Genomic DNA, 23,805 nt, shown 5'->3' on the forward strand with positions numbered 1-23,805 from the left:
CTCATGAGTCGTTCTGCCCGAAAGTTGAGTCGATGCACTAAGACGAACAGGCGCCCCTGTACCCCGCAACTTATTTTTCGCGCCGGCGCGCGTGGGCGCTCGCGACGCGGCGCGGGCTCAGCTGAGCACGATCACCCCGCCCGGCAGCGAGCGCGCGTCGAGATCGAAGGCGTGCTGCAGCTGCGCCAGCGCCAGATCGAGCGATGCGATATAGAAGCTCCCGGTGACGCGCCGGTCGCGCGCCGCGGCGTTCATCAGCATCACGCGGCCGGGCCGGTAGCGGTTGATCTCGTCGAGCACATCCGACAGCCGCGTCTGCGTGAACACCAGCTCGCCCTTGCGCCAGGCGGACAGGTTCGCCGGGCCGACCGGGGCCACGCTGCTCACCGCACCGGCGTCATAGACCGCCTGCTGGTGGGCCCGCAGCTCGCGCGTGCCCGCGGGGTGCTCCATGCGCACCGTGCCCTCGATGCAGGTCACGCAGACCTTGCCCTGCAGGTAGCGGACCTCGAAGCGCCCCGCGTCGGTCAGGCTGCGGCCGGCACCGGCGGTGACGCCGAAGGGCCGGCCGCCGCGGCCCGCGCCCGTCAGGTCGATGGCCGCTTCGCCCGCGAGCAGGTCGATTCCCGTGGTCTCGTCGCCCGCCGTTTGCCGCCGGATGCGGGTCTGGGTGTTCAGGGTGACCTGGATGCGGTCCGTCAGCTGCACCAGCAGCTGCTCGCCCGTGGCGGTGCGGTAGTCGGCACCCCACTCGGCCGGCGCCGGCCACAGGCCGGCGGGCGGGCGGAACACGGCCACGCCGGCCACACCGGCCACCGCGGCCGCGCTGACGGCCGCGCCCAGGAAGGCCCGGCGCGGCAAGGCCGGCTTGTGCCGATGGCGCTCATGGAATGCGGCCGCCTCGGGGTTGGAGCGCAGCAGCCGGGCCGATGCCGGGCCGATCTCGGCCCATTGCGCCTTGGCCTCGCCGAAGGCCGCGGCGTGCGCCGGGTCGTGGGCCAGCCAGCGCTTGAAGCGCTGCGCATCCTGCGGCTTCACGGCGCCCGAATGGAGCAGGCGCAGCCAGCCCCACGCCTGCTGGCGCCGCTCGTCGGCCTGGAGGGCGAGGTCGTCTACGGATGTCGTCATGGTGTCAGGCGCCACGGCCGCGGCCACGGCGCTGCTGGCCGGGTACTTTGTCGGGGCCTTGGCCCGGTGCGCGGCGGGGGGCGATTCGGTTCTTCACACCGTATGACGAATGGCAACGCGCGACCCCGCAAAATTTATTCGTCATGGCTCATCCTGGCGCTCAGGTAGTCGTGCGCGCTCTTCAGTTCGTATTCGACGGTTCGCAACGAAACGCCCAGGCGCCGGGCCGCCTCGGGTTGCGTGAGTCCCTCCATGTGCACCAGCACGACGACCTCGCGCCGCCGCGCGGGCATGCGGTCCAGCAACCGGACCACCGCATCGAGCTGCGAACGCGCCTCGACCGTCCGCGCGGGGCCGGGCGCCGTGTCGGCGAGCTCCATCAGCGCATCGACTTCGTCGAAAGGCAGGTTCCGGCTCTGGCGCCGCTGGATGTCCAGCGCAATATTGAAGGCCATGCGCACGAGGTAGCCGCCGGGCTTGCGGATCGGGCCGTCTTCGGTCTTTGCCTCTTCGTTCTTGCCCTGGTCGTTCACGCGCAGCCAGGTGTCGTGCAGCGCGTCCTCCGCCAGGTCCGTGTTGCGCAGCGCCCGCCCCAGCTGGCGCTTGAGGGCGTCGTAGTGCCTGGACAGGTAGTCCATCAGGACGGGGCGCGTGTCTTCGGCCATGCTCACGACGCCTCGCTGGCGGCCGCGCCGCGGCAGCGCGTTCCACCGCGCGAATCCGTGGGCAGGACCAGCAGCGTCAAGGGCTGCGGCAGGTCCGGCGGCGGCGATTGCGCGAGGTGCACGCGCTGCAGGATCTCCACCATCGCCGCATCCCTGGCGGCGTCGCCGGTGGAGCCGAGCAGGCGCGGCCGCCGGAGCTGGCCCGTGGCATCCACCTCGAAGCGCAACAGCGAGCGATACGTTCCCGGCCGCGTGCGGGCGTTGTCGCACAGCGCTTCCCAGACCTGCGCCTGCACCAGGCCCGGGTAGCCGTCCAGGCTTCCGAGGCCGGATGCGCGCGGAGCGGTCGCGGCAGCGCCGGCCGCCTTCAGCGACAGCGTGACGCCGGAACCCGTGTGGACCTTTTCGGCGACCAGGCCGGTGCCGTCCAGCAGCAGCCGAAGGGCGGCGTCGGGCGAATACAGGCCGCGCACGGCGCTCGATGTCAGCTCGCCCAGAATCTCGCTGCGAAAGAGCGCGGGCTGGCGGGTGAGCGCGGCATAGCGCTTGAGCGCATCGCCCAGCGGCTGGGCCGGGATGTCGAAGTCGAGCGGCTGGTCGGCGGCTTGGGGCGCGAGGTCCACCGGCGGCTCGCCGTCGTGCAGCGGCAGCGCGGGCGCGTCAGCCGCGCAGGCTGCACCCGCGAGCCGGAAGAGCACCAGCCCGCAGAGCACCGCCCTGCGGCAGGTCACGCCGACGATACGCGCAGGCACGCGGCTCAACCCCGGCGCGCCGTGCTGCCGCGAACATCGGCATGGCTGCCGCAACGCTGCGGGTGCCATGGCAAGGTGAAGGTTCGAGTCGGCAAGGAATGCGCGCCATTCGGGAAACTTGCATGCTGTCACCGGCGTGTGACGGCCGCGTTGCAACCAAGGTGTTCAATACCCGCGCGCGGCACGAAAGCCACATGGCGGCAGGCCCCCTTCAATTGAACATGCCGCGCACCGCCCTGAGCGGCCGGGTCACGCGCCATGAGAACGATCCGGCCAGTTGCCGCACCATCGTCTCGGACTGCGCGAGCCGGTGCGCGAGCGCCTGGTTCGCCACGGCCAGCGCCCGGGCCTGCAGCTCCATGGACGTCGCCGCGCCATGAACGGCCGAACGGCGCGCGCTCTCGAGTTCGTGCCGCTGCACGACCGCATCGCCCAGGCCGCTGAAGACCGCCTTGGCACGGCGCGCGCCCTCGGCGTCGTGCGCCAGGTCCAGCAGCTGGCGCACACCCGCCGCCACCTGCGTGCCGACCTGCAGCACGCCCAGGCCCGACGCATGATCGAACTCGAAGTGCGGATGGCGCGGGGAAATCTCGCGCCAGTAGCGCCAGACCCCGAAGCCCCGCTCGCGGACCGCCGTGTCGTGGAACAACACGATGGCGCGGTCGGACAGCTTGGGCAGCCACGTCTCGAAATCGTGTCTGACGGCCTCGTAGGTGTGCAGGCCGTCGATGTGCAGCAGGTCGATCGAGCCGTCCGCGAACGACGAGACCGCCTCGTCGAAGCCGGTGCGCATTAACTGCGAGAAGCCCGCGAAGTGACGCGCGTTGAAGCCCGAGAGGTCGCGGTACACGTCCTCGCCATAGGCGCCCGCGTGCGCGTCGCCCTGCCAGGTGTCTATCGCATGGCACTGCGTGGGGAGTTGCTCCGCGCGCACCGTCTGGCAGAAGGCGGCGTAGGACATGCCGCGGTGCGTTCCAAGCTCGACGAACCGGTTCGGCCGCGCCACGGCCGTCAGCCAGGCGGCGAAAGGCACATGTCCGATCCAGGCGCTGTCTACCAGGCGCTCGGGGCGAATGAACATCGCCATGTGGGGCTCGATGCCTATGAGTGTCGTCATGGGGGTCCGTTGTTTCCGGGGGGTGTTATGCAGACGGGTGAGCGGCACCACGAATGACGTTTGTCATGAAACCTTCACGGAATCGCTTCGGCAGGCCCGCCGGCGACGAACACGCCCGCGCGTCGGGTGGCGCGGGATCACGACCAGCCTGGGCGACACGGATTTCACGCGGTCGGGTCACCGACGGCGCGGGCCGGTGCCAGGCGCGTGCGGCCTGGCGCGCCTGCTATGCCTTGGCCAGGAACACCGCGACCAGGGCATTCGCGTGCCCGTGGCCCATCTGGTGCTCGGTCTTGAGCTTGCTGACGAGCGCCATGTGCTTGCGGGAGTCGGCGCCCTGGAGAATTTCCATCCAGTGCGCGATCGGCTTGGCGTACGTCTTCTCGATGGAAGGAAAGTACGAGGCAGGTCCCTTCACCTTCGGTGATTCCGTCATGGTTCACTCCGTTCTTGCAAGTTGAATTTGCCGATGGCGCCGACGCACGCAAGCGCATGGCCGGCCGACGATAGTGCCCGCCAGCGAGCGGCCGGGCGGGTGATTTCCCTGATCCGGAGATCACTGTCCTTCAACTTTCGCCATCGGCTGCCGATACATGGACAGTCATGCCCGATTCACATTCCAACCGCCCGTCCCAGCTCTTGGCCATCCTGCCAAGGCAGAACATCATCCAGGACGATGGTGTGCACGTGCTCGTCTCGACGAAAGACGTGGAAGGCGCACGCAGTGACGGCATGCTGCTGAGGCGATGCGATTTCTCTTTGTCCGCGCCGTTCGGCTACGTCTGCCTCGGCCACTTCAAGCACCTCTCCGAGAATTGCTGGCAGGCTTCGCTCGGGACACTGGTCCTGCTCGACGAAGGGGCCGAGCGGCCCGACCGACTCTATGCAACGGAACTCGACGCGCTCGTCAGCCTTTGGGCGAGCCGTAGGCGGCTGAGCCTGGCGAGGGTTTGAGTGCCCGCCTGACCGAACTTCGGCGAGAAGTTTCGGCACGGTTCGCGCGTTCCCGGCGGTCTCTGCGCGCGCTTGCATCGGATATGCTGCCCAGCTCGATTTTTTGACCCTGGAACGACCCGATGGAAGAAGTGAAGATCCTGCAGATCATGCCCGCCGATGGCTGGATGGCCGTGTACGACGGCGGCGACGACGGTGAGATGGAAGAACCCCTGGCCTGCTTTGCGCTGGTCTCGGTCGACTACCAGAACGGCGAAGGCCCACAGACCGAAGTGCGCGGGATGTCTCCCGATGGAAAGTCGATGGTCTTCGTGGAAGACGCTTCGAATTTCGTGACGATTCGCCCGGCTGAAGAAGAGGCCGAGGACGAAGACGACGAAGCGGACGCCGACTCCGACGACTGATCGATCACGCCGATCACACTGATCGCGCCGATCGCGCCGATCGCGCGCGAACAGGCAGCCCAGGAACTGGCGCAGTTCCTGGGCTTTTTTACGCCGGCATTTGCGGGCACGGCCACGCCGGGCTCACGGGGTCTTCCGCTATGCAGGGCCCGGCGTCATTGCGCGAATGCCCTGGAAGTGGTCCACATCGATGATGGCCTGCGCGAAGGCCTGCGGGGCTTCCTGCGGCAGGTTGTGGCCGATGCCGCCCGGCACGGTGCGGTGCTCGTACCTGCCCTTGAACTTGGCCGCGTATTGCGCAGGGGCCAGGTGCGGCGCGCCGTTGGCGTCGCCTTCCATCGTGATGGTGGGCACGGAGATGGGCGGTGCGGCGGAGAGCCTGGCTTCGATGTCGTCGTACTTCGCTTCACCGGCCGCCAGCTGCAGCATCCAGCGGTAGTTGTGGATCGAGATGGCCACGTGGTCCGGGTTGTCGAACGCGGCGGCGGAGCGCCTGAAGGTTGCCTCGTCGAAATTCCACTTGGGCGATGCGGTCTGCCAGATGAGCTTGGCGAACTCGGCGCGGTACTTTTCGTAGCCGGCGCGGCCGCGATCGGTGGCCAGGTAGAACTGGTACCACCACTGCACTTCAGCTTCCGGCGGCAACGGCTGAAGCCCCACCTTGGGGTTCGACAGCAGGTAGCCGCTCACCGAGACCAGCGCCTTGCATCGCTCGGGCCACAGCATGGCCAGGATGCACGCGGTGCGCCCGCCCCAGTCGCAGCCGCCGACCACCGCCTTGTCGATCTTCAGTGCGTCCATCAGCGCGATGGCGTCGAGCGCCACGGCCGCCTGCTGCGCGTTGCGCGGCGTGTCCTTCGACAGGAAGCGCGTGGTTCCGTAGCCGCGCAGGTACGGCACGATCACGCGATACCCGGCGGCGGCAAGCAGCGGCGCCACGTCCACATAGGTGTGAATGTCGTAGGGCCAGCCGTGCAGCAGCAGCACCGGCGGCCCGTCGGCAGGGCCGGCCTCCGCATAGCCGACGTTCAACGGACCGGCGTCGATCTGCTTGAGCGGGCCGAACGAGGTGCAGGTGCCCGGCTTGGTTGCCGGCACGGCGGAAGACGGCGTGCGCGTTTGCGCCGAAGCCCCCGTGAGCAGGCCGATTTGCCCTGCGACGAGTGCGGCGGTCGTGGTGCCGAGGAAGCGGCGGCGGGAGTTGATCTCTTCTGACATGGTGGGTCTTTTCGTTGTTGGCATTGCGGCAGAAAGCAGCCTTCGCATCCGGTCGATGCGCGCACCCAGTAGATGTGGCCGTTGTATCTGGCATATGTCACGGCACCTCGTGGTTTGCATCCTCGTGTTGATCAAGGTCTCCGGGATACACACCCGTACATTTCTCCTTCGCGTTCGCCTTCGCTGTCTCGCGCGAAGGGGCCGGATGCGCGCACAGCCACCGAGCCTCGCCTAATTCCTCTCCCGGACAATGCGCGCATGCCTCCTCGCCACCGCATCGTTGCGCTCATCGTCGCCTCGCCCCTCTTCCTTCAGAACCTCGACACTTCGGTGATGGCCACGGCGCTGCCGACCATTGCGCACGCGCTCGACGTGAGCGTGCTGCACCTGAACCTGGCGATCACCTCGTACCTGCTGAGCCTGGCGGTGTTCCTGCCCGTGAGCGGGTGGCTGGCCGAGCGCTTCGGGGCCAAGCGGGTGTTCTGCGTGGCGGTGGCGCTCTTCTCGCTGGGCTCCACGCTGTGCGGCGCGGCGCAGACGCTGCCGCAGCTGGTGGGGTTCCGCGTGCTGCAGGGGCTGGGCGGCGCGATGATGCTGCCGGTGGGCCGGCTCATCCTGTTGCGCAGCGTGCCGGCATCGCAGATGGTGTCGGCCATGGTGTGGTTCACGGTGCCGCCCGCGTTCGGACGGCTGGCCGGGCCGCTGTTCGGCGGCGCCATCGTCACGCTGACCTCTTGGCGGTGGATTTTTCTCGTCAATATTCCGTTCGGGCTGATCGCGATCGCGGCCGCGATGCGCTTCATCAACGACACGCCCGAAGACAGCTCGCCCGCGCCCTTCGACACCGAAGGCTTCGTGCTGCTGGCCCTGGGCCTCACGGCGCTGCTGGGCAGCCTGGAGATGGTGGGCAAGGGGCTGTTGCCGGCCTCGGTCATCTGGGCGATGGCGGGGTTCGGCACGCTGGCCTCGCTGCTGTATCACCTGCGAAGCCGCGGCAAGGCGAGTCCGCTGATCGACCTGGGCATCCTGCGGTTCTCGACCTACCGCGCGTCGATCGTCGGCGGCACGCCGCTGCGCATTGCCATCGGCGCCTCGCCCTTCCTGCTGCCGCTGATGCTGCAGCTGGGCTTCGGGCTTTCCCCGCTGGTGTCGGGCAGCCTGACGATGGCCTCGGCGCTGGGCTCGCTGGCCACGCGCGCGGTCATGGCCAAGGCCATTCGCACGGTCGGGTTCCGCCCGCTGCTGGTGGGCGCCACCTGCCTCACCAGCCTCTTCTACCTGAGCTGCGGCTACTTCAGGCCGAGCACGCCGCATGTGCAGATCTTCGTCACGCTGATGTTCGGCGGGCTGGTTAACTCGATGGCGATGGTGTCGCTGCAGACGCTGGGCTACTCGCAGATTCCCAAGCCCCGCATGAGCCATGCGGCCACGCTGAACAGCATGGCGCAGCAACTGTCGCTGAGCCTGGGCGTGACGCTGGGCGCCACGCTGGTCACGCTGGCCGCGTGGTGGAACGGCAGCGGCGCGAACCGGCTGACGGCGGAAGATTTTTCTCCGGCGTTCGGCGTGGTGGGCGCGATGACGCTGCTGTCGCTGCTGTCCTTCACCAAGCTCTCGAAGGACGAAGGCGCGGGGTTGCGCTGAACGCCGGGTTCAGCGGCCCGGGCTACGTCACCACGGCCAGCAGGCTGACGATGCCGATGCCCAGCGCCGCCAGCGCGTCGCCGGCGATCAGCCCGCCGCCGAACAGCGACGCGCTGCTCATGTCCTGCGGCGCGTCGCGCCGCGCGGGCGCGCGCGCCGACCACCAGCTGCCCGCCACCCCGCCCGCCCCGAACCACAGCGCGGTCGGCAGGTTGATGAAGCCGCCGAAGGACAGCGCATAGGGCGAAGGCAGCACGATGGCGTCGAGCACGAAGCCGCGCGGGCGCAGCCACTTGCGCAGGCTCTCGATGACCAGGCCGGCCGCAAGGCCCACGCCGATGGCGGTGCGCTGGAACGGCAGGTCGTCGGTCAGGCTGCGCAGCACGCCCAGAAACTTGTAGGTCATGGCCGAGCTCCATTCGGCGGGCTGCTGGCCGGCCGTCATCACGGTCTGGTCTTGCAGCAGCACGGGGTAGGCCGCCATGAAGAGCCGCGCGAACACCACCGCCAGCACGGCGCCCACCACCACGCCCAGCACCTGGTAGCGGAACTGCACCACGCGCGAGGTGCCGAGCCGCCAGCCGGTGGAGCGGTCTTGCTGCATGTCGCACGCCACGCCGGTCGCCACCAGCAGCACCGCGCCGGCCATGAGGCCCACGCCGGGGTCGCGCAGGCCCAACGCGGCAAGGATGACGATGGTCACCACGAAGGCCGACGAGATCGGGTTGGAGTCGCTCACGCCCACCGAGATGCCGTTGACCAGCGCGAAGAGAAACACCAGCGCCACGGCCACCGCCAGGAAGAACACGGGCTGCCCGAGCAACCAGTGGCCGCAGGCCACCGTGGCGCCCGCCCAGAAGAGCACCCACAGCACCAGGCGCAGGGTGTTCACGCGCTGCCAGTCCTTGACGGCCGGCTCGGGCGCGCCGTGCACCGCTGAGAGCCGCTGCCCGCGCGGCAGGGCGCGCGCGAAGATGAGCGCCATGTCCACCAGCGCCGCGCCCATGATGGCGCCGAGCGCGATGAGGAACATGATCTTGCGCGGCGGGTCGCCCGCCTGCAGCCAGCCGATGGAAACGAAGTACGGCTGCAGCACCACGCCCAGCAGCGCGCCGGTCACCGCGGGAATGCCGATGCGCGCCCCCACGACGAGCCCCGCGCCAAAGGTCGATGCCGACAGCCCGATGGCCCCGAGCACCGCCAGCCGCGCCGAGGCCAGGCCCGCGACCGCCCCCAGCGCCATGCCGCCGCCGAGTTGCAGCACCGAGCGGCGCAGCAGCGCGGGGTCGGTCAGCGCGCGCAGGATGTTGGCCACCGCCAGGCCCGACGGGTAGGCCAGGCGCATGCGGTCGACCAGCATCGGCGTGTAGAGCATGCCCACGCCCACGCCGAACATGCCGACGCAGCCGAGGTACACCGCCATCTGCCAGGCCGGCGGCTGCGGCAGCCCCAGCCACGCCTGCGCCTGCAGCAGCACGCCCAGCCCGCTCATGCTGGCCACCGAGGCGGCGGCCGTCTGGATGTAGTTGGCGCCATGCCGCCCGGCCGCGCCGTAGCCCGCGGTCACGGCCGAGCCCAGCAGGCCCGCCAGCACCTGGCCGCCGACGAAGAAGCCGATGGAGAAGTTCATGTAGGCCGCGGTCACGCCGGCCAGCGGACCCAGCACGAAGATGCCCATGACCGCGAGCAGCAGGTGGTAGCGCCAGCTGCCTTCGGCGGGCAGCCAGCGCCAGCGGGGGGTTCGGGGGGAATCCATTTCCATGGACGGGGATGATCGCGCACTTGGCTTGCGGCATGTGACCTGCGGTGCGCGTTCGACTGGCATCGCGGCCGTAACAACCACAGGCGCGGCGCCCGGGACATGGCGAACTTCTTCGACAACTCGCGCAAGGGCGACGAAGGCCCGGCGTCCGAAAGCGGCCCCGCGATCCTGCAGGCCTACTTCGATGCGGACACCAGCAACCACCATCTGCCGTTGACGTGTTCTCCGCTGGCCGCAAGCGTGCTCTTCCTGTCGCACGATGGAGATACGCGCGTCGTGTTCGATTCGGCCAGCGCCTTCCTGGAAGCCGTGCGCGAGGCCCGCGACAGCGGCCTCGATGTGCCGGAGCTGCACCCGGCCTGCTCGCCGGCCGCGCAAGACCAGGCCGCGCTGAGCACGTTCATCCGTGGGCTCCTGGATGCCGCAGACCTGGGCGATGCCGTCGTCGCGCTGGTGCCTTCGATGGACCTGCAAGATGCCGACCTGCTGAGGCGGCTTGCGCAGGACGAAGACTTCCATCTCGGCGAAGCGGTCGGCATCGAGATCGGGACACGGCCCTCGCCCGCGCTCCTGCAAGACGAACAGGTGCTGGCAAACAGCTTGGCCGATGGCGCGCAAGTGGGCGTGTCGAGCGCGGAGATTGCCGATGCGACGGCGTTTGCTGTTGTCTTTCCGGCGGCGCAGGTTGGCACGGTGCTTCGGGCTTGAGGGCTGCTTCAATTTTCAAATGACCACGTGCACCCATGCGGCTTTCTGGCGCGCCGGTGCCTTCATGAACACGGACAACCGGAGCTATCACCTTTGAACACGAATTCATTTGAAGGAATCAGGATCCTGACAAGCGCCGAAGCGGTGCGCTGTCGCCCGCAGATGTACTTCAATGTCGATGACCCCGACGTCGCTGCAACACTGGCCATGCAGGCCTTGTGCCATGCGGTCGACGATGCCATCGACGATCGATGCACACGGATCCGGATGCGCATCGACGGTGCGGAAATTGAAGTGCGCTACGACAGCGGCATGCCGCTCGATCACGACGCGGAGCACCCCGAACGATCGATAGCGCAGGCCTTTCTCACGATCCACGCCGCCTGCCATTCGCGCAAACGCCATCTGGAGGTGGGTTCGGACCTCTGCCAGATCGGGCTCGCCGTATTGAACGCCGTCTGCAGCAAGCTCACCGCCGACATCCGGCAAGGGGGAAAACAGGTGCTGATGACTTTCGAACGCGGCGAGCTGATGGAAGGAAACGGGCCCGCTGTTTCATCCACGGAAGAGCCCGACGAGACGCGGCTGCGTTTTGCGCTCGATTCGCAGGTGCTGCCGAAGAACCAGCCCGCAGAAGACGCGCTGCGTCGTGCGCTGGGCGATGTGCGTTCGCGGCTTCCGAAACTCAAGATCGAAATGGAATACGCGCACCGCGATTGACGCGCGGTTCGAGAAGCTGCGCAGCCCTACCAGTTCACCGACGCCACGCAGCGAACCGGCAGCCCTGTCGCCTTGCCCGTCGCCGACACCGACCCCTCGGTTCTCGTGTGCGCCCAGCCCTCGGTCAGGCTGGCCTGGGTCGAGCTCCACCGCTGTGGGTCGGTGCCGGCGAACCATCCCAGGCCGTGGTCGATCAGGTTCTTCTGGATGCTTGCGCCGCCCGTGCTGCAGGGCGTTCCCGAGCCCAGTTGGCAGTTGGCAGTTGGCAGTTGGCAGTTGGCGGATGGCGGATGGCGATGGCGGGCACGTACCAGTTCAACCCGCCCTGCGTGTTGGACGCGCCGGCCGTCGGCGACGCGGCACCCGGGACGTTCGCGTTGCCCCAGATGCAGAAAGGCCACAAGACGGCCCGCGGCGACAATGCAGCATTCCCCCCCGCCATTCTTGCCATCCGTCACCTGCTTCTGCACGTTCCGATGATGTTCCGCCTTCTGCAATGCGGCCCCCGCGGCGCCAACCCTTTTCGAATCGCCATCCGTTTCCCGCACCTGCGCGTGCTGCTGGCCGTTGCGCTGGGGTTGCTGCTGTCGACCTTCGCCGCCGCGCAGCAGCCCGACGCCCCGCGCCCGCCGCTGAGCGTGCAGCGCCAGCCGAACGGGCTGCCGGCCGTGCACCAGTTGCAGGTGTTCGAGGACCAGACCCGCTCGCTGGGCATCGAGCAGGTGCGCGCGCCTTCGCAGCAGGGGCGGTTCGCCTTTCCTGACGACCCGCTGCGGGGCAAGGAGTCCGACCGGGTGCTGTGGTTCAAGCTGCAGATGCGGCTGGCCGACCCCACCGACGCCGCGGACGCGGCACGCGAATGGCTGATGCTGGTGCCGACGGTTTCCACGCACGACCTGCGTTTCTACGGCCCCTTCGACGAGAACGGCCGCGCGCTGGCCGCGCCGGTCACCACCGGCATGCGCTATCCGTGGGCGAGCCGGCCGGCGGCGTCCGAGCAGATGGCGTGGCGCTTCCAGCTGCCGGGCCCGGGCACGTACACCGCGTACTTCCGGGTCGAGTCGACCTTCGCGCGCATCTACGACGTGACCGTCTGGGACCCGGCCGACTACCTGCAGTCGACGCAGGACAAGCGCATGTTCGACGGCGTGACCTACGGCATCCTGATCGGCCTGATGGTGTACGGCCTGGTGCTGTTCAAGGTGTTCGGCGAAGGGCTGTACGGCTTCTACATGCTCTCCTGCGCATGCGGCGTGCTGGCGCTCGGCAGCATCAACGGCCACGCCTTGCGCTACCCGTTCGCGCACTGGCCGGAGGCGGCCGGCTTCGCCTACACGGCGGGGCCGGCGCTGTGGGCCATCTGCAAGCTGCAGTTCGGCCGGCGGCTGTTGCGGCTGCGCCATTTCGCGCCGCCGCTGGACTGGCTGGTGCAGGCCTTCACGCTCGCACTGGCGCTGGCCATTCCGTACGCCAACTGGGGCGCGCACCCGCTGATGACCTTCCGGCTGGTGCAGATCTCGGTGATGGCGTCCACCGTGGTGATGGTGATCGGCGCGCTCATCGCGATGCGGCGGCGCTACTGGCCGGCGGTGCTCTATTTCTTCGGCGTGGCGCTGCTGCTGGGCGGCGTCGGGGCCATCGTGGTGGCGAGCTGGGGCTGGATCGAGTGGGCGCCGAACCAGATGAACATTTCGCAGGGCGCGCTGGTGGCCGAGCTGATCGTGTTCGCCGTGGCGATGGGCTCGCGCCTGCAGCTGGTGCTGCGCTCCGAGCAGGCGCTCACCGAGCGCACGCAGCAGCTGGTGGAGGCGCTGGGCACCGACGCGCTCACGGGCGCGTCCAGCCGCGCCGGTTTCGAGAGCCGCGGCGAGGAATGGCTGCAACGGCAGCAGCCGTTTGCCCTGATGCTGCTGGACCTGGACGGCTTCAAGGGCGTGAACGACGCGCACGGCCATGCGGCCGGCGACGCGGTCCTGATCGCCATCGCGCAGCGGCTGCGCCAGCAGTTGCGCAAGGACGACGTGGTGGCGCGCTTCGGCGGCGACGAGTTCGCGGTGCTGGTGATGGGCACGCCGACGCGCGATGCGCTGAGCCAGATGGCGCTGCGCATGATCGAGGCCGGCCGGCAGCCGGTCGACTACGAGGGCCGCGATGTGTCGGTGGGCATGAGCCTGGGCGTGGCGTGCAGTCCGGGCGACGGCGACACGCTGGCGCGGCTGCTTCGCTCGGCGGACCGCGCGATGTACCACGTCAAGCAGCGCGGCACGGCGCCGTCGTTCATGTTCGCCGCCGACCTTGCCGCCACCGACGCGCCGCGCAGCCAGCCGGTGCCGCTGGACGCGCAACGCCCGGACGGCGACACCGCGCTGGGAAGCCGCTGAGCCTGCGGGCCGGGCGGCGGTGCCGCTCGACCGCCGGCAACGGGTGGGCGAGGGCCGCCGGGTAGGAATACTCCCACGAGCCACAAGGAGGCGATAGTTCACACTCGCGGGACATCACTCGAGCCGTGGGTCTGGCACGCCCCTGAAGACCAATGAAAGACATCGCATCGCCGGGGCTGTCCGTCGCCAACCTGACCGACACCGACTATCGCCGGATGGTCGACAGCCTCACCGACTACGCGATCATCTTCCTGGACCCGAACGGCCACGTCGTGAGCTGGAACGACGGCGCCCGGCTGCTGAGCGGCTACGACAGCGCCGATATCCTGGGGCGCCATTTCTCGGTCTTCTACCCGCAGGAAGCGCTGTCGCGCGGATGGCCCGACCACGAGCTCGCGCAGGCCGGCATCGTGGGGCGTTTCGAGGACGAGGGCTGGCGCCTGCGCAAGGACGGCACGCGCTTCTGGGGCAACATCGTCATCACCAGGCTGGCGGGCCCCGACGGGGCCACGCGCGGGTTTTCCAAGATCATTCGCGACCACAGCGACCGGCGAAAGCAGGAAGAGCTGCTGCGCGCCAGCGAGGAGCGGTTCCGGCTGCTGGTCGAGGGTGTGAAGGACTACGCGATCTTCATGCTCGACCCCAGCGGGCACGTGGTGAGCTGGAACCTCGGCGCGGAGAAGAACAAGGGCTACAAGGCACACGAGATCATCGGGCAGCACTTCTCGACCTTCTATCCGCCCGACGTCGCCGCGCGCGGGTGGCCCGGCCAGGAGCTGGCGAACGCGCTGCGCGACGGTCGTTTCGAGGACGAGGGCTGGCGCGTGCGAAAGGACGGCACGCGCTTCTGGGCCAGCGTGGTGATCACGGCCATCTACGACGCCACCGGCCAGCACAAGGGCTTTGCCAAGGTGACCCGCGACCTGACCGAACGCCGCAGGATCACGGCGCTGGAGGACGAGGGCAAGCGCATGACCACCTTCCTGGCGATGCTGGGCCACGAGCTGCGCAACCCGCTGGCGCCGATCTCCAACGCGCTGGAGCTGCTCAAGCACGAGAAGGCGCCCTCGCGCATCCTGGTCAGGACGCGCGACATCATCGGGCGACAGTTGCAGCAGATCACGCGGCTCATCGACGACCTGCTGGACGTGGGCCGCATCACCAGCGGGCGCATCCACCTGGAAGCCAAGCCGGTGCGGCTTCGCGACGTCATCGTCGACGGCGTGGAGGCCATACGGCCCGCCATCGCGTTGAAGTCGCAGACGCTGGCGCTGAACATCGACGGACCCGACCTGTGGGTGACGGGCGACCGCGCGCGGCTGATCCAGGTCGTGAGCAACCTGGCGCACAACGCGTGCAAGTTCACGCCCAGCGGCGGGCACATCTGGATTCGCCTGGACACCAACCGCGACAACAGCGCGGAAGCGGAAATCCGCGTGCAGGACGACGGACCGGGCATTCCGCGCCAGGACCTCGAGCGGGTCTTCGAGCTCTTCGCGCAGGGCGAAAGAGAGCTGGCGCGAACGCAGGGCGGGCTAGGCCTGGGCCTGAGCCTGGTGCAGCAGCTCACCACGCTCCACGGCGGCTATGTCAGCGTGTTCAGCAACGGCCGCGAAGGCGAAGGCAGCGAGTTCCTGGTGCGCCTGCCCGTCGCGCCCGTGCCCGACACCCTGGGCCACGCCGAACGCGACGGCAACCAGAAGCTGGTGCTGGTGGTGGACGACAACCAGGACGCGGCGGAGACCCTGTCGCTGCTGCTGGAGACGCTGGGCTACTCATGCCGCATCGAGCACGACGGCGTCGCCGCGATCGAGGCGGTCAAGGCGCACCGGCCCGACGTGGTGCTGCTCGACATCGGCTTGCCCGGCATGGACGGCCGCGAGGTCGCCAAGCGCCTGCGCGCCGACCTGATCGACCCGCCCCAGCTGATTGCCATCACGGGCTACGGACAGCCCGGCGATCGCGACATGAGCCTCGACGCGGGCTTCTTCGCGCACCTGACCAAGCCCGTCGACATCGAGCGCCTGACGTTGGCGCTCGAGCAGATCTACGCGAAGACACGCTGAAGCCGGCGGTTCGCCATCGGCGATTGCAGGAGTCTCGATTTCCTCAACGAGGGTTTCACCCGCTGTGTTTGCTGCGTCGCACAAACCATCATCGGCGTCGAGATGCTGCTCGCCGCGCATTCAGGCGCCGTGTTCGTAACCGTTGCCAGAAATCGGTTTGGAGCATCTCAATGCTTTTGACGGATGAGGGGCACGGCGCCGCCACAGGGAGAGAAAAAAAGTCGGACCTCAACGGGCGTGCTCGCCTTTTGACGAAGGGCCGTGACCATGCCGATCCAGGAACGCCCGAACGACGCGGCGCACGCGCTCCTTCGCGACCTCGGCAGAAGGCTGGTGAACGGCGGCCACCAGGCACTGCAACTCGCCCCTGTGGCGCAGTTCGACCCGCAACTCCGCAGGCTCCCCGTTGCCACCCCGGCGGGACACGACGGCACTCCAGCCGGTTGGTAAAAGTGCGTCCCACTCGCGTTCCATGGCCTACGGTTTGCAACATCGACAGCCCGTGGCACGTAGGACGTCTTCGCCTTCGCTGTCCCATCGCGGGGGCCACCCGCGACGGCGCATTCAATGACAGCCGCCGGCATCGAGGTTGCCGCGCTTTCGCAACGGCTGCTGAAGCGCCTCTACCAGCGCCGGCCGACTGTCAAAACCGGGCGCACCGCGCGGGCGCGCAAGACGGGCGACTTGCCGGCCGATGCATCGGTCACTCCTTGAGGCGAGGCGCCGCCCGTTCACGTTGCCGAAGCGCCCACTCGGCGACGAACTGCTCCGCATGCACCTTGGCGCGTGCATAGGCGGCCTCGCGGGTCGGCTGCTGTGTCAGAACGAAGACACAGCGCGCGTCGCGGCCTTCGCGCAGTTCCGCCTTGCCGGCGAAACACCCGTCGGCCGACTTCTGAAGCTCGACCGAACAGGTCCAACCCTCGGGCAGGCCGAACTCAGGGATATTGCCGTTCATGCAGCAAACATACCCCTCGCGCGAGGGAAATCAACCGCGATCTTCGGGGGAGGGTCTTTTGACAACTGGCCAGCCGCCGCGAACTGCGGCGCCGGAAGAAAAGTCAGCCGCGGCGGGCCGCTTCGAAGGCCGCGATGTCGATCTTCGTCATGTCCATCATCGCGTCGAAGGCACGCTTGGCGGCCGCGCGGTCGGGGTCGGCGATCGCGTCGGTGAGGGCGCGTGGCGTGATCTGCCACGACAGGCCCCACCTGTCCTTGCACCACCCGCAGGCGCTCTCCTGGCCGCCGTTGCCGACGATGGCGTTCCACAGGCGATCGGTCTCGGCCTGGTCGTCGGTCGCCACCTGGAACGAGAAGGCTTCGTTGTGCTTGAACACCGGGCCGCCGTTCAGCCCGAGGCAGGGAATGCCGAGCACCGTGAACTCGACCGTCAGTACGTCGCCCTGCTTGCCATCGGGGTAGTCGCCGGGCGCGTGGTTGATCGCGCCCACCGCGCTGTCGGGAAAAGTCTTCGCATAGAACTTCGCGGCGTCCAGGGCCGTGCCGTCGTACCAGAGGCAGATCGTGTTCTTGCTCACCATCGTGGGTCTCCTTGTTCCGTCGTCACTCGGTCAGGTCCGGCTCGTGCCTTGTTCGGCCTTGTGTATCAGGCGTCGACATCGATCAGGGCCAGCCCGCTCTCGCGGTTGCAGGTCTTGCGCAGGTAGCCCGGCGACTCGATCAGCAGCACCTCCAGCGTGGGTTGCACCGTGGCCTGCAGCAGATGGCCGCCGACGGTGCTGCCGTCGCGCCGCCCCAGCACCGCATGCGCGTGCACCTTGGGCTCGTCGCCGTCGAGCGCGATGTCACCGTTCAACGAGAGTACCTCGACCTGCTCGTCGACGGGTATCCGTTCGTACGCCTTGAGCTCCCAGTCGAAGTAGCCGAGCACGGCGCCGCGCAGCGCGCCTATCGCGCTGAAGCGGCTGGCCGACAGCGCGTGGTCCCTGGCGTACTGCTCGAGGAGGGAAACGACGTCGTCGCCCTTCTCGAAGATGAGCGCGATGGTGCGTTCGGGGCCTTGGTTGAGGATCTTCGACTTCATCTGGGCTGTTCCTTGTTGCCTGACCTGTTGCCAGACGGTTGTGCTGATGGCGCCGTGGCTCAGCGCGGGGTGTTCTGCTTGCAATCCGCAGCGGCGCCCCTGCAGTCGTCCTGGCGTGACGGCGCCGCGCCGGAACCGCTGGCGGCACCAGGATTCGCATCGGCCGGCGGCTTCTCGATCAGGCCGGGGTCCTTGTCGCGCGGCGCGGGCTTGGCCAGCCGCGGGTCCACCTTGGTGGCGGGCGGCTTCACGACCATCGCCTTGTCGGCGCCCTGTTTCGAGCCGTCGACCTCGGCCGGCATCGGCGGCTTGGGCGCCGGTTGTGCAGCCGCCGACCCGGCGGCCAGCACCATGGCGCCGGCCAGCAGAACGGCCTTCTTGATTCGGGTTGACATGTGTGCGGCAAACATCTGTTTCGCTCCTTCGGGTCGAGCTCGAAGCCCGACAACCTCGCCCCTCACTCCTGCTTCAAACCCTTCCATGAACGGGGCACGGGCCGTGTAGGCGTCCTTCGCACATGCCCGCGAGCCACGTTCTCAGCGGCGCACCGACCGGGCCGCAAGGGAACTATGGGCCTGCGGCGCGGGTCTGGACCACTCCGCCTTACGTAAACTGTCCCCCGGATGAATCAAGAGCCAGACTTTTTCGAGCACCTTCGCGCCGAGTTGCGCGGCGGCCGTGTCTGGCTCGACCGGGCCATCGTGCTGGGCTATGCCATTGCGGCCGGGCTCTTCGTGGTGGGCTTCACGATGGCCAGCGACTGGGCCTTCGGCCTGTTCCAGCGCCTCTACACCGCCTGGCCGTGGGCCGTGCTGCTGACGACGCCGCTCATCACCGCAGGCATCGTGTGGTTCACGCGGCGCTACTTTCCGGGCGCGAGCGGCTCGGGCATTCCGCAGATCAAGGCGGCGCTGCATCCGTCGCTGCCCGAGGCGCGGCGCTTCGCCTTCGCCTCGCTGCGGCTCACGGTCGCGAAGATCGGGCTGGGCGTGGCAGGCTTCGCCGCCGGCCTGTCGATCGGGCGCGAAGGCCCGTCGGTGCAGGTCGCGGCCGGGGTGATGCAGCATGCGCGGCGCTGGCTCTCGCCCCACACCGCCATCGACGGGCGCGCGCTGCTGGTGGCCGGCGGGGCGGCAGGCATTGCGGCGGCGTTCAACGCGCCGCTGGCGGGCGTGGTGTTCGCCATCGAGGAACTTTCGGGCCGGCTCGAGGCGCGCTCCAGCGGGCTGATCATCACGGCCATCGTGCTGGCGGGCCTGGTGGCCGTGTCGGTGTTCGGCAACAGCAGCTACTTCGGCGTGATCCGCGTGCCGCGGCTGGGGTGGGACGCGCTCGGGCCGGGCCTGGCGGTCACGCTGCTGAGCGGCGGCGCGGGCGGCCTGTTCGCGCGGCTGCTCACGGCGTCGCTCACCGGCGCGCCGGGGCGCTTCAACCGCTGGCGTGCGCGCTTTCCGGTGCGCTTCGCGGCCTGCGGCGGGCTGGCGGTGGCCGTCATCGGGCTGGTGACCGGCGGCGTGACCTTCGGCGCGGGCTCCGAGGCGGTCAAGCAGATGCTGCAGGGGCACGACGAACTCACGCCGCTGTACACGGTGCTCAAGTTCGTGGCGACCTGGCTCACGGCCTGGTGTGGCGTGCCGGGCGGCATCTTCGCGCCCTCGCTGTCGATCGGCGCGGGCATCGGCGACGCCGTTGCCCGGCTGGGCAGCGGCGAGCTGGGGCCGGCGCTCATCGCGATGGGCATGGCCGGCTTCCTGGCGGCGGTGACGCAGGCGCCGCTCACGGCCTTCATCATCGTGATGGAAATGGTCGACGGCCACTCGATGGTGCTGAGCCTGATGGCCGCGGCCATGCTGGCCAGCCTGGTCTCGCGGATGATCAGCCGGCCGCTGTACGAGACGCTGGCCGAGCACATGGTGCGGGCCGACAAGGGCTAGCAGCCCCGGTCGCCCGCTCCCCCACTTCCCCACTTCCCCACACGCCCGCCGGTCAGCGCATCAGCGTGTTCGACGGCAGCGTCTCGTCCAGCAGCTTGCGCCCGGTCTCCACGCCCGCCACCGGCAGCAGCTTCGCGTCGAGCAGGCCCACCTGCACCAGCACGCTGGCCTGGTCCCAGTAGATGTGCTCGTGGTAGAGCTTGTCGCCGCGGAACTTGATGACCGCCAGCAGCGGCACTTCCACGCGCTTGCCGGTGGGCTTGACGCCCGGCAGCATCCACGGGATCTCGGTGGTGTGGGTGAAGCAGAACAGCATCTCGTCGACCACTTGCGTGGCGCCCACGGTGCGCGAGATCGGCACCAGCGAGGTGTCGGGCGGGTTGCTGTTGACGAAGTGGTTGGTATAGAACGCGTGCAGGTCCTTGTAGCCCACGCCGCCGGTCATCGTGGGGATGTGGTTGACGTAGGGCTCGGCCACCATGGTGCCCATGGTGTCGTCGACGTTGCGCGTGCCGAACTCGTACTCGCAGTGCTTGTCCCACAGCGCGGAAAGGTCGTAGTCGGGGCCGATGGCGCCCTTCAGCGTGGCGATGCTGCGCTCGTGCGCCATGAGCGCCGAGGGCTTGTGGAAATGCTCGCCGCCCGTGCGCGCAAAGGCGTGGTCCATGCCGGGGTACACATGCAGCGAGACGCCGGGCCGGCCCTTGAGCGTGGCCAGGATGCGGTCGCGCGCCTCGGGCGGGCAGAACTTGTCGAGCTCGGCGATGTGCAAGGTGAGCGGGCGCTTGATGTTGTCGGCCTCGCCCAACGCGGCGTCGATGCCCACGCCGTAGTAGCCGACGGCCACGTCCGCGTCGGTGCGGCACGCCGCGAGGTACGCGAGCTTGCCGCCGAGGCAGAAGCCGAGCACGCCGACCTTCTTGCCCGGCACTTCGGCGCGCGCGCGCAGCGCGTCGATGGCGGTCTGCATGTCCTCCATGCCCCTGGCTTCGTCGAAGCCGCCGTACAGCGCAAAGGCGCGCTGCCAGTCGGCTTCGCTGTAGCCCAGCTCCACGTTGGGCTCCTGCCGCCAGAACAGGTCGGGCACCAGCGCCACGTAGCCTTCTTCTGCGTAGTAGTCGGCCACCTCGCGCATGGTGTGGTTCACGCCGAAGATCTCCTGCGCGATCACCAGGCCCGGGCCGCTGCCGCCCTTGGGCACGGCAAGGTAGCCGCGAAAGCTGCCGCTGCCGTCGGCGGCCTTCATCTCGATGTACTGGCCCGAAGCCTGTGCCTTGTCTTGCATGTGGGTTCTCCGTTCTGAGGTCTATTGCAAACATTCCGGGTGCCGCGTCGTCACCTGGTAGTAGCCCGAGTGAAACACCAGCGGCTCGCCGTCGAAGCGGTCGTACCGCTCGACTTCACCGATGAAGATCAGGTGATCGCCGCCATCGTACTGCCGGACGTTGCGGCACACGAAGCGCGCGATGACATCGTTGAGCAGCGGCACGCCCGCTGTGCCCTCGCAGCAGTCCACGCCGCCGAACTTGTCGGCCTGCGGCGTGGAGAACTGGCGCGACAGGTGGTGCTGGTGCGCCGCCAGCACGTTGATCGCGAAATGGCTGGCGCCGGTGAAGTCGGCGACGCTCGGCGCGTTGCGCGCCAGGCTCCACAACACCAGCGGCGGGTCGAGCGAGACCGACGAGAACGAGTTGGCCGTCATGCCCACGCGGCGCCCGTCGATGGCGCGCGTGGTGATGACGGTGACGCCGGTGGAGAACTGCCCCAGCGCCTTGCGGAAATCGCGGCGGTCGAAGCGGTCGGCGGCGGCCTCGCGCGCCTTCGTTTCAAGAAAGCGGTCGGCTTCCGCGGCATCGAACCACCAGGGCGCGAAGGCGCGCGGATCGTCGAAGCCGTTGACCACCGTGCTCGCCACCGCCGGCATGTGCGTTGCGCTCTGCAGCAGCTTGTGCAGGTGCGGGCTGGGCGGCGCAAGCAGGCTGTGGGTCCAATCGGTGGCCCAGCGCGCATAGCCTTCCCAGTAGCGGTCGAAGGTCTGCTGCATCCACGCCGCGTCGAACGGCGCATCGCCGTGCGCGAGGATGCGCTCGAGGTAGATGTCGGCGCTCTTGGCCGCGTTGTTCGAGCCCTGGCCGGTGATCGGGTCGTTGAGCACCACCACGTCGGCCTGGCCCAGCACCTTGCGCCCCGAAGGCAGCGTGGCCACCGGCTTGCGCACGGTCGGTGCAAAGCTGCCGACGAGCACGCCGTTGTCGTCGGCCAGTTCGATGTGGCGGCAACGTTCGGCCTCCCACGGCAGGAAGGTCTCGAGGATCCACCGGCTGCGCGCCAGGTGCGCCTGCGGCGTCTTCACGTCGGCCCAGCAGTCCATCGGCCCGCCGGGCACGCCTTCGAACACCATGATCTCGCACGGCCCGGTGGTCGTGAGCGCGGGGAACACGAAGTACTCGCCCACGCCCGGAATCAGGTTGAAGCTCACGGCCGGGAACGGCTCGCGCGGTGTCATGCCCTTCACATAGGTGAGCGCCAGCACGCGCTGCGGCGCATCGAACGGCGAGCGCTCGGCGTCGCGCTCGAAGAGCTTCGAGATCTCGCCCTTGCCGCTGGCCACGACCACGAGGTCGTGCGCCTGCGCGCAGGTTTCCAGTTCGTCGAGCCCCACGTCCTGCCACACGATGCGCCCGCCGCGCTGCTCGAAGGCCTGCATCCAGGCCGGTATCTTCACGCGCTGGTCGACCGACTGCGCCGGCCCGTCGAGCCTCGCGCTCCATTCGATGGCCTTGCCGCCCTGCGGGTTGCGCACCGCCATGCCGATGCCTTCCACGCGCGGGCATGCATCGGCCCAGAAGTCGAGCCCGAGTTCGCGCTCGGTCTGCAGCGCGGTCTCGAACATGCACTGGCTCGACATGACCGGCCCTTCGAAGATCTCGCGCGCCGTGCGGCTCGAAAAAACCGTCACCTCGTGCCCCGCCGCCTGCAGGCCGAGTGCGAGTTGCATGCCGGACTGCCCGGCGCCGACGATGGCCACGCTCCTTGTCATACGCCCGCTCCTCGCCGGTGCGTCAGGCCGCGGCCGCGCAGGTTTCGATGTAGCGGCCGGCCTCCACGGGGTCGGCGAACCACGGGAAGAAGGTGCGCGGATCGTCGAAGCCGTTGACGATCGCGCTGGCCAGCGGCGGCACGGCGCCGGCGCTGCCGAGCAGGTTCAGCACGTGCGGCGGCGGCGGTGCCAGCAGCATGTTGGTCCACTGCGTGACCCACTGCGAATAGCCGAACCAGTAGCGGTCGAAGGTCTGCTGCATCCATGCCGCGTCGGCCGTGCCGTCGCCGCGCGCGAGGATGCTCTTGAGGTACACGTCGGCGCACTTGGCGGCGTTGTTCGAGCCCTGGCCGGTGATGGGGTCGTTGAGCACCACCACGTCGGCCAGCCCGAGCACCTTGCGCCCCGAAGGCAGCGTGGCCACCGGCTTGCGCACCGTCGGCGCGAAGCGGCCCGCGAGGATGCCGTTGTCGTCGGTCAGCTCGATGTCCCTGCAGCGTTCGGCCTCCCACGGCGTGAAGGTGTCGAGGATCCATCGGCTGCGCGCCAGGTGCTCCTGCGGGGTCTTCACGTCGGCCCAGCAGTCCATCGGGGCGCCCGGCACGCCTTCGAACACCATGATCTCGCACGGGCCCGTGGTCGTGAGCGCGGGGAACACGAAGTACTCGCCCACGCCGGGGATCAGGTTGAAGCTCACGGCCGAGAACGGCTCGCGCGGCTTCATGCCCTTCACGTAGGTGAGCGCCAGCGCGCGCTGGGGCTTGTCGTAGGTCGACTTGTGGGCGTCGCGCTCGAACAGCTTCGAGATCTCGCCCTTGCCGCTGGCCACCAGCGTGAGGTCGTGGCTTCGGGTGCAGGCCTCGAGCTCGTCGATGCCCGCGTCCTTGAAGACCAGTTCGCCGCCCTTCTTCTGGAACTCGGCCATCCACGCCGGGATCTTCAGGCGCTGGTCGACCGACTGCGCGCCCGACTGCAGCCGCGCCGCCCAGTCGATGGCCTTCGCGCCCTTCTGCTCGGGGTGCGGCACGGCCAGGCCGATGCCTTCGACCACGGGGCAATCTTTCGCCCAGTGGTCCAGCCCCATGTCGCGCTCGATCTGCAACGACGTGTTGAACATGCACTGGCTCGACATCACCTTGCCATGGCGGATGTCGTCGCCCGTGCGGTTGCTGAACATCGTGACCTCGTAGCCCGCGCCCAGCAGGCCCAGCCCCAGTTGCAGGCCCGACTGGCCCGCGCCGACGATGGCGATTCGCTTCATGGTGTTG

The 23,805-nt window shown here is 68.7% G+C and carries 24 protein-coding genes and 1 pseudogene; 9 read left to right on the plus strand and 16 right to left on the minus strand.

From position 1 onward, the window contains the following. Nucleotides 1–117: 117 nt before the first annotated feature. From BM013_RS28125 to BM013_RS28145, 5 genes are all read right to left on the minus strand, one after another. Complete coding sequence (locus BM013_RS28125; RefSeq protein WP_143098371.1) at nt 118–1,128, minus strand: FecR family protein; 1,011 nt, start codon at nt 1,126–1,128, stop codon at nt 118–120. Nucleotides 1,129–1,262: 134 nt separating this feature from the next. Further along, entirely contained in the window at nt 1,263–1,793 is a 531-nt protein-coding gene (locus tag BM013_RS28130; RefSeq protein WP_093131224.1) for an RNA polymerase sigma factor, read from the minus strand. Between the two features lie 2 nt (nt 1,794–1,795). Beyond that, nucleotides 1,796–2,545, minus strand: coding sequence for a hypothetical protein (locus tag BM013_RS28135; RefSeq protein WP_143098372.1), 750 nt, complete (start codon nt 2,543–2,545; stop codon nt 1,796–1,798). A gap of 211 nt (nt 2,546–2,756) precedes the next feature. Continuing rightward, the gene (locus BM013_RS41645; RefSeq protein ID WP_218153693.1) at nt 2,757–3,662 is read right to left on the minus strand and encodes a class I SAM-dependent methyltransferase; all 906 of its coding nucleotides are present in this window, start codon (nt 3,660–3,662) and stop codon (nt 2,757–2,759) included. Nucleotides 3,663–3,888: 226 nt separating this feature from the next. Further along, a complete protein-coding gene (locus tag BM013_RS28145) occupies nt 3,889–4,098 on the minus strand; it encodes a DUF4287 domain-containing protein (protein ID WP_093131230.1) in 210 nt (69 codons plus the stop codon). 167 nt (nt 4,099–4,265) lie between these two features. Here BM013_RS28145 and BM013_RS28150 point away from each other — a divergent pair, with 167 nt between their 5' ends. Continuing rightward, entirely contained in the window at nt 4,266–4,616 is a 351-nt protein-coding gene (locus tag BM013_RS28150; protein WP_093131232.1) for a hypothetical protein, read from the plus strand. Nucleotides 4,617–4,738: 122 nt separating this feature from the next. Beyond that, on the plus strand, nt 4,739–5,020 hold the full coding sequence (locus tag BM013_RS28155; protein WP_093131234.1) for a hypothetical protein: 282 nt from the start codon (nt 4,739–4,741) through the stop codon (nt 5,018–5,020). A gap of 138 nt (nt 5,021–5,158) precedes the next feature. Here the strand turns inward: BM013_RS28155 and BM013_RS28160 are convergent, their stop codons facing one another. Beyond that, entirely contained in the window at nt 5,159–6,238 is a 1,080-nt protein-coding gene (locus BM013_RS28160; protein ID WP_093131236.1) for an alpha/beta fold hydrolase, read from the minus strand. A 258-nt stretch (nt 6,239–6,496) separates the two neighbouring features. Between BM013_RS28160 and BM013_RS28165 the strand changes: the two genes are divergently transcribed. Beyond that, nucleotides 6,497–7,882: an MFS transporter gene (locus tag BM013_RS28165; protein ID WP_093131238.1), complete on the plus strand. Its 1,386-nt coding sequence runs from the start codon at nt 6,497–6,499 to the stop codon at nt 7,880–7,882. A gap of 22 nt (nt 7,883–7,904) precedes the next feature. Here the strand turns inward: BM013_RS28165 and BM013_RS28170 are convergent, their stop codons facing one another. Further along, nucleotides 7,905–9,638, minus strand: a complete 1,734-nt coding sequence (locus BM013_RS28170) for an OPT/YSL family transporter (protein ID WP_256221723.1) — start codon at nt 9,636–9,638, stop codon at nt 7,905–7,907. Between the two features lie 105 nt (nt 9,639–9,743). Between BM013_RS28170 and BM013_RS28175 the strand changes: the two genes are divergently transcribed. Next, nucleotides 9,744–10,352 carry a hypothetical protein gene (locus tag BM013_RS28175; RefSeq protein ID WP_177225582.1) on the plus strand — a complete coding sequence of 203 codons (609 nt, stop codon included), beginning with the start codon at nt 9,744–9,746 and terminating at the stop codon, nt 10,350–10,352. 93 nt (nt 10,353–10,445) lie between these two features. After that, nucleotides 10,446–11,072 (plus strand): hypothetical protein, encoded by a 627-nt coding sequence (locus tag BM013_RS28180; protein WP_143098374.1) that lies wholly within the window; start codon nt 10,446–10,448, stop codon nt 11,070–11,072. Between the two features lie 26 nt (nt 11,073–11,098). Here BM013_RS28180 and BM013_RS40725 read toward each other — a convergent pair whose 3' ends face one another. Then, nucleotides 11,099–11,542 carry a hypothetical protein gene (locus BM013_RS40725; RefSeq protein WP_143098375.1) on the minus strand — a complete coding sequence of 148 codons (444 nt, stop codon included), beginning with the start codon at nt 11,540–11,542 and terminating at the stop codon, nt 11,099–11,101. Between the two features lie 6 nt (nt 11,543–11,548). Here BM013_RS40725 and BM013_RS28185 point away from each other — a divergent pair, with 6 nt between their 5' ends. The 3 genes from BM013_RS28185 to BM013_RS41350 all read left to right on the plus strand — a co-directional run bounded on the left by BM013_RS28185 (nt 11,549) and on the right by BM013_RS41350 (nt 16,233). Then, a complete protein-coding gene (locus BM013_RS28185) occupies nt 11,549–13,453 on the plus strand; it encodes a diguanylate cyclase (RefSeq protein WP_256221724.1) in 1,905 nt (634 codons plus the stop codon). 152 nt (nt 13,454–13,605) lie between these two features. Further along, a complete protein-coding gene (locus BM013_RS28190; protein WP_093131245.1) occupies nt 13,606–15,519 on the plus strand; it encodes a PAS domain-containing hybrid sensor histidine kinase/response regulator in 1,914 nt (637 codons plus the stop codon). A gap of 567 nt (nt 15,520–16,086) precedes the next feature. Beyond that, nucleotides 16,087–16,233 (plus strand): hypothetical protein, encoded by a 147-nt coding sequence (locus BM013_RS41350; protein WP_177225587.1) that lies wholly within the window; start codon nt 16,087–16,089, stop codon nt 16,231–16,233. On the opposite strand, the gene BM013_RS28200 is transcribed toward BM013_RS41350, so the two are convergent. From BM013_RS28200 to BM013_RS28215, 4 genes are all read right to left on the minus strand, one after another. Then, nucleotides 16,223–16,477 carry a hypothetical protein gene (locus BM013_RS28200; RefSeq protein WP_093131249.1) on the minus strand — a complete coding sequence of 85 codons (255 nt, stop codon included), beginning with the start codon at nt 16,475–16,477 and terminating at the stop codon, nt 16,223–16,225. The two genes, BM013_RS41350 and BM013_RS28200, sit on opposite strands and share 11 nt — an antisense overlap. Before the next feature lie 103 nt (nt 16,478–16,580). After that, nucleotides 16,581–17,060 (minus strand): VOC family protein, encoded by a 480-nt coding sequence (locus BM013_RS28205; protein WP_093131251.1) that lies wholly within the window; start codon nt 17,058–17,060, stop codon nt 16,581–16,583. 65 nt (nt 17,061–17,125) lie between these two features. Then, entirely contained in the window at nt 17,126–17,563 is a 438-nt protein-coding gene (locus BM013_RS28210; protein ID WP_093131253.1) for a PPC domain-containing DNA-binding protein, read from the minus strand. Nucleotides 17,564–17,622: 59 nt separating this feature from the next. Next, on the minus strand, nt 17,623–17,958 hold the full coding sequence (locus BM013_RS28215) for a hypothetical protein (protein ID WP_143098376.1): 336 nt from the start codon (nt 17,956–17,958) through the stop codon (nt 17,623–17,625). A gap of 228 nt (nt 17,959–18,186) precedes the next feature. Between BM013_RS28215 and BM013_RS28220 the strand changes: the two genes are divergently transcribed. After that, nucleotides 18,187–19,497, plus strand: a complete 1,311-nt coding sequence (locus tag BM013_RS28220) for a chloride channel protein (protein ID WP_093131257.1) — start codon at nt 18,187–18,189, stop codon at nt 19,495–19,497. Between the two features lie 52 nt (nt 19,498–19,549). On the opposite strand, the gene BM013_RS28225 is transcribed toward BM013_RS28220, so the two are convergent. The 4 genes and pseudogenes from BM013_RS28225 to BM013_RS28235 all read right to left on the minus strand — a co-directional run bounded on the left by BM013_RS28225 (nt 19,550) and on the right by BM013_RS28235 (nt 23,798). Next, nucleotides 19,550–20,782, minus strand: a complete 1,233-nt coding sequence (locus BM013_RS28225; RefSeq protein ID WP_093131259.1) for a dienelactone hydrolase family protein — start codon at nt 20,780–20,782, stop codon at nt 19,550–19,552. Between the two features lie 21 nt (nt 20,783–20,803). Continuing rightward, nucleotides 20,804–21,265 carry a flavin reductase family protein gene (locus BM013_RS41865; RefSeq protein WP_256220245.1) on the minus strand — a complete coding sequence of 154 codons (462 nt, stop codon included), beginning with the start codon at nt 21,263–21,265 and terminating at the stop codon, nt 20,804–20,806. A gap of 36 nt (nt 21,266–21,301) precedes the next feature. Then, nucleotides 21,302–22,537: pseudogene (locus tag BM013_RS42230) on the minus strand (styrene monooxygenase/indole monooxygenase family protein); the annotation flags it as partial. A 22-nt stretch (nt 22,538–22,559) separates the two neighbouring features. Then, entirely contained in the window at nt 22,560–23,798 is a 1,239-nt protein-coding gene (locus BM013_RS28235) for a styrene monooxygenase/indole monooxygenase family protein (protein WP_093131262.1), read from the minus strand. Nucleotides 23,799–23,805: the final 7 nt, after the last annotated feature.

The organism is Variovorax sp. OK605 (assembly GCF_900115445.1).
In the GTDB taxonomy this organism is placed as follows: domain Bacteria; phylum Pseudomonadota; class Gammaproteobacteria; order Burkholderiales; family Burkholderiaceae_C; genus Variovorax.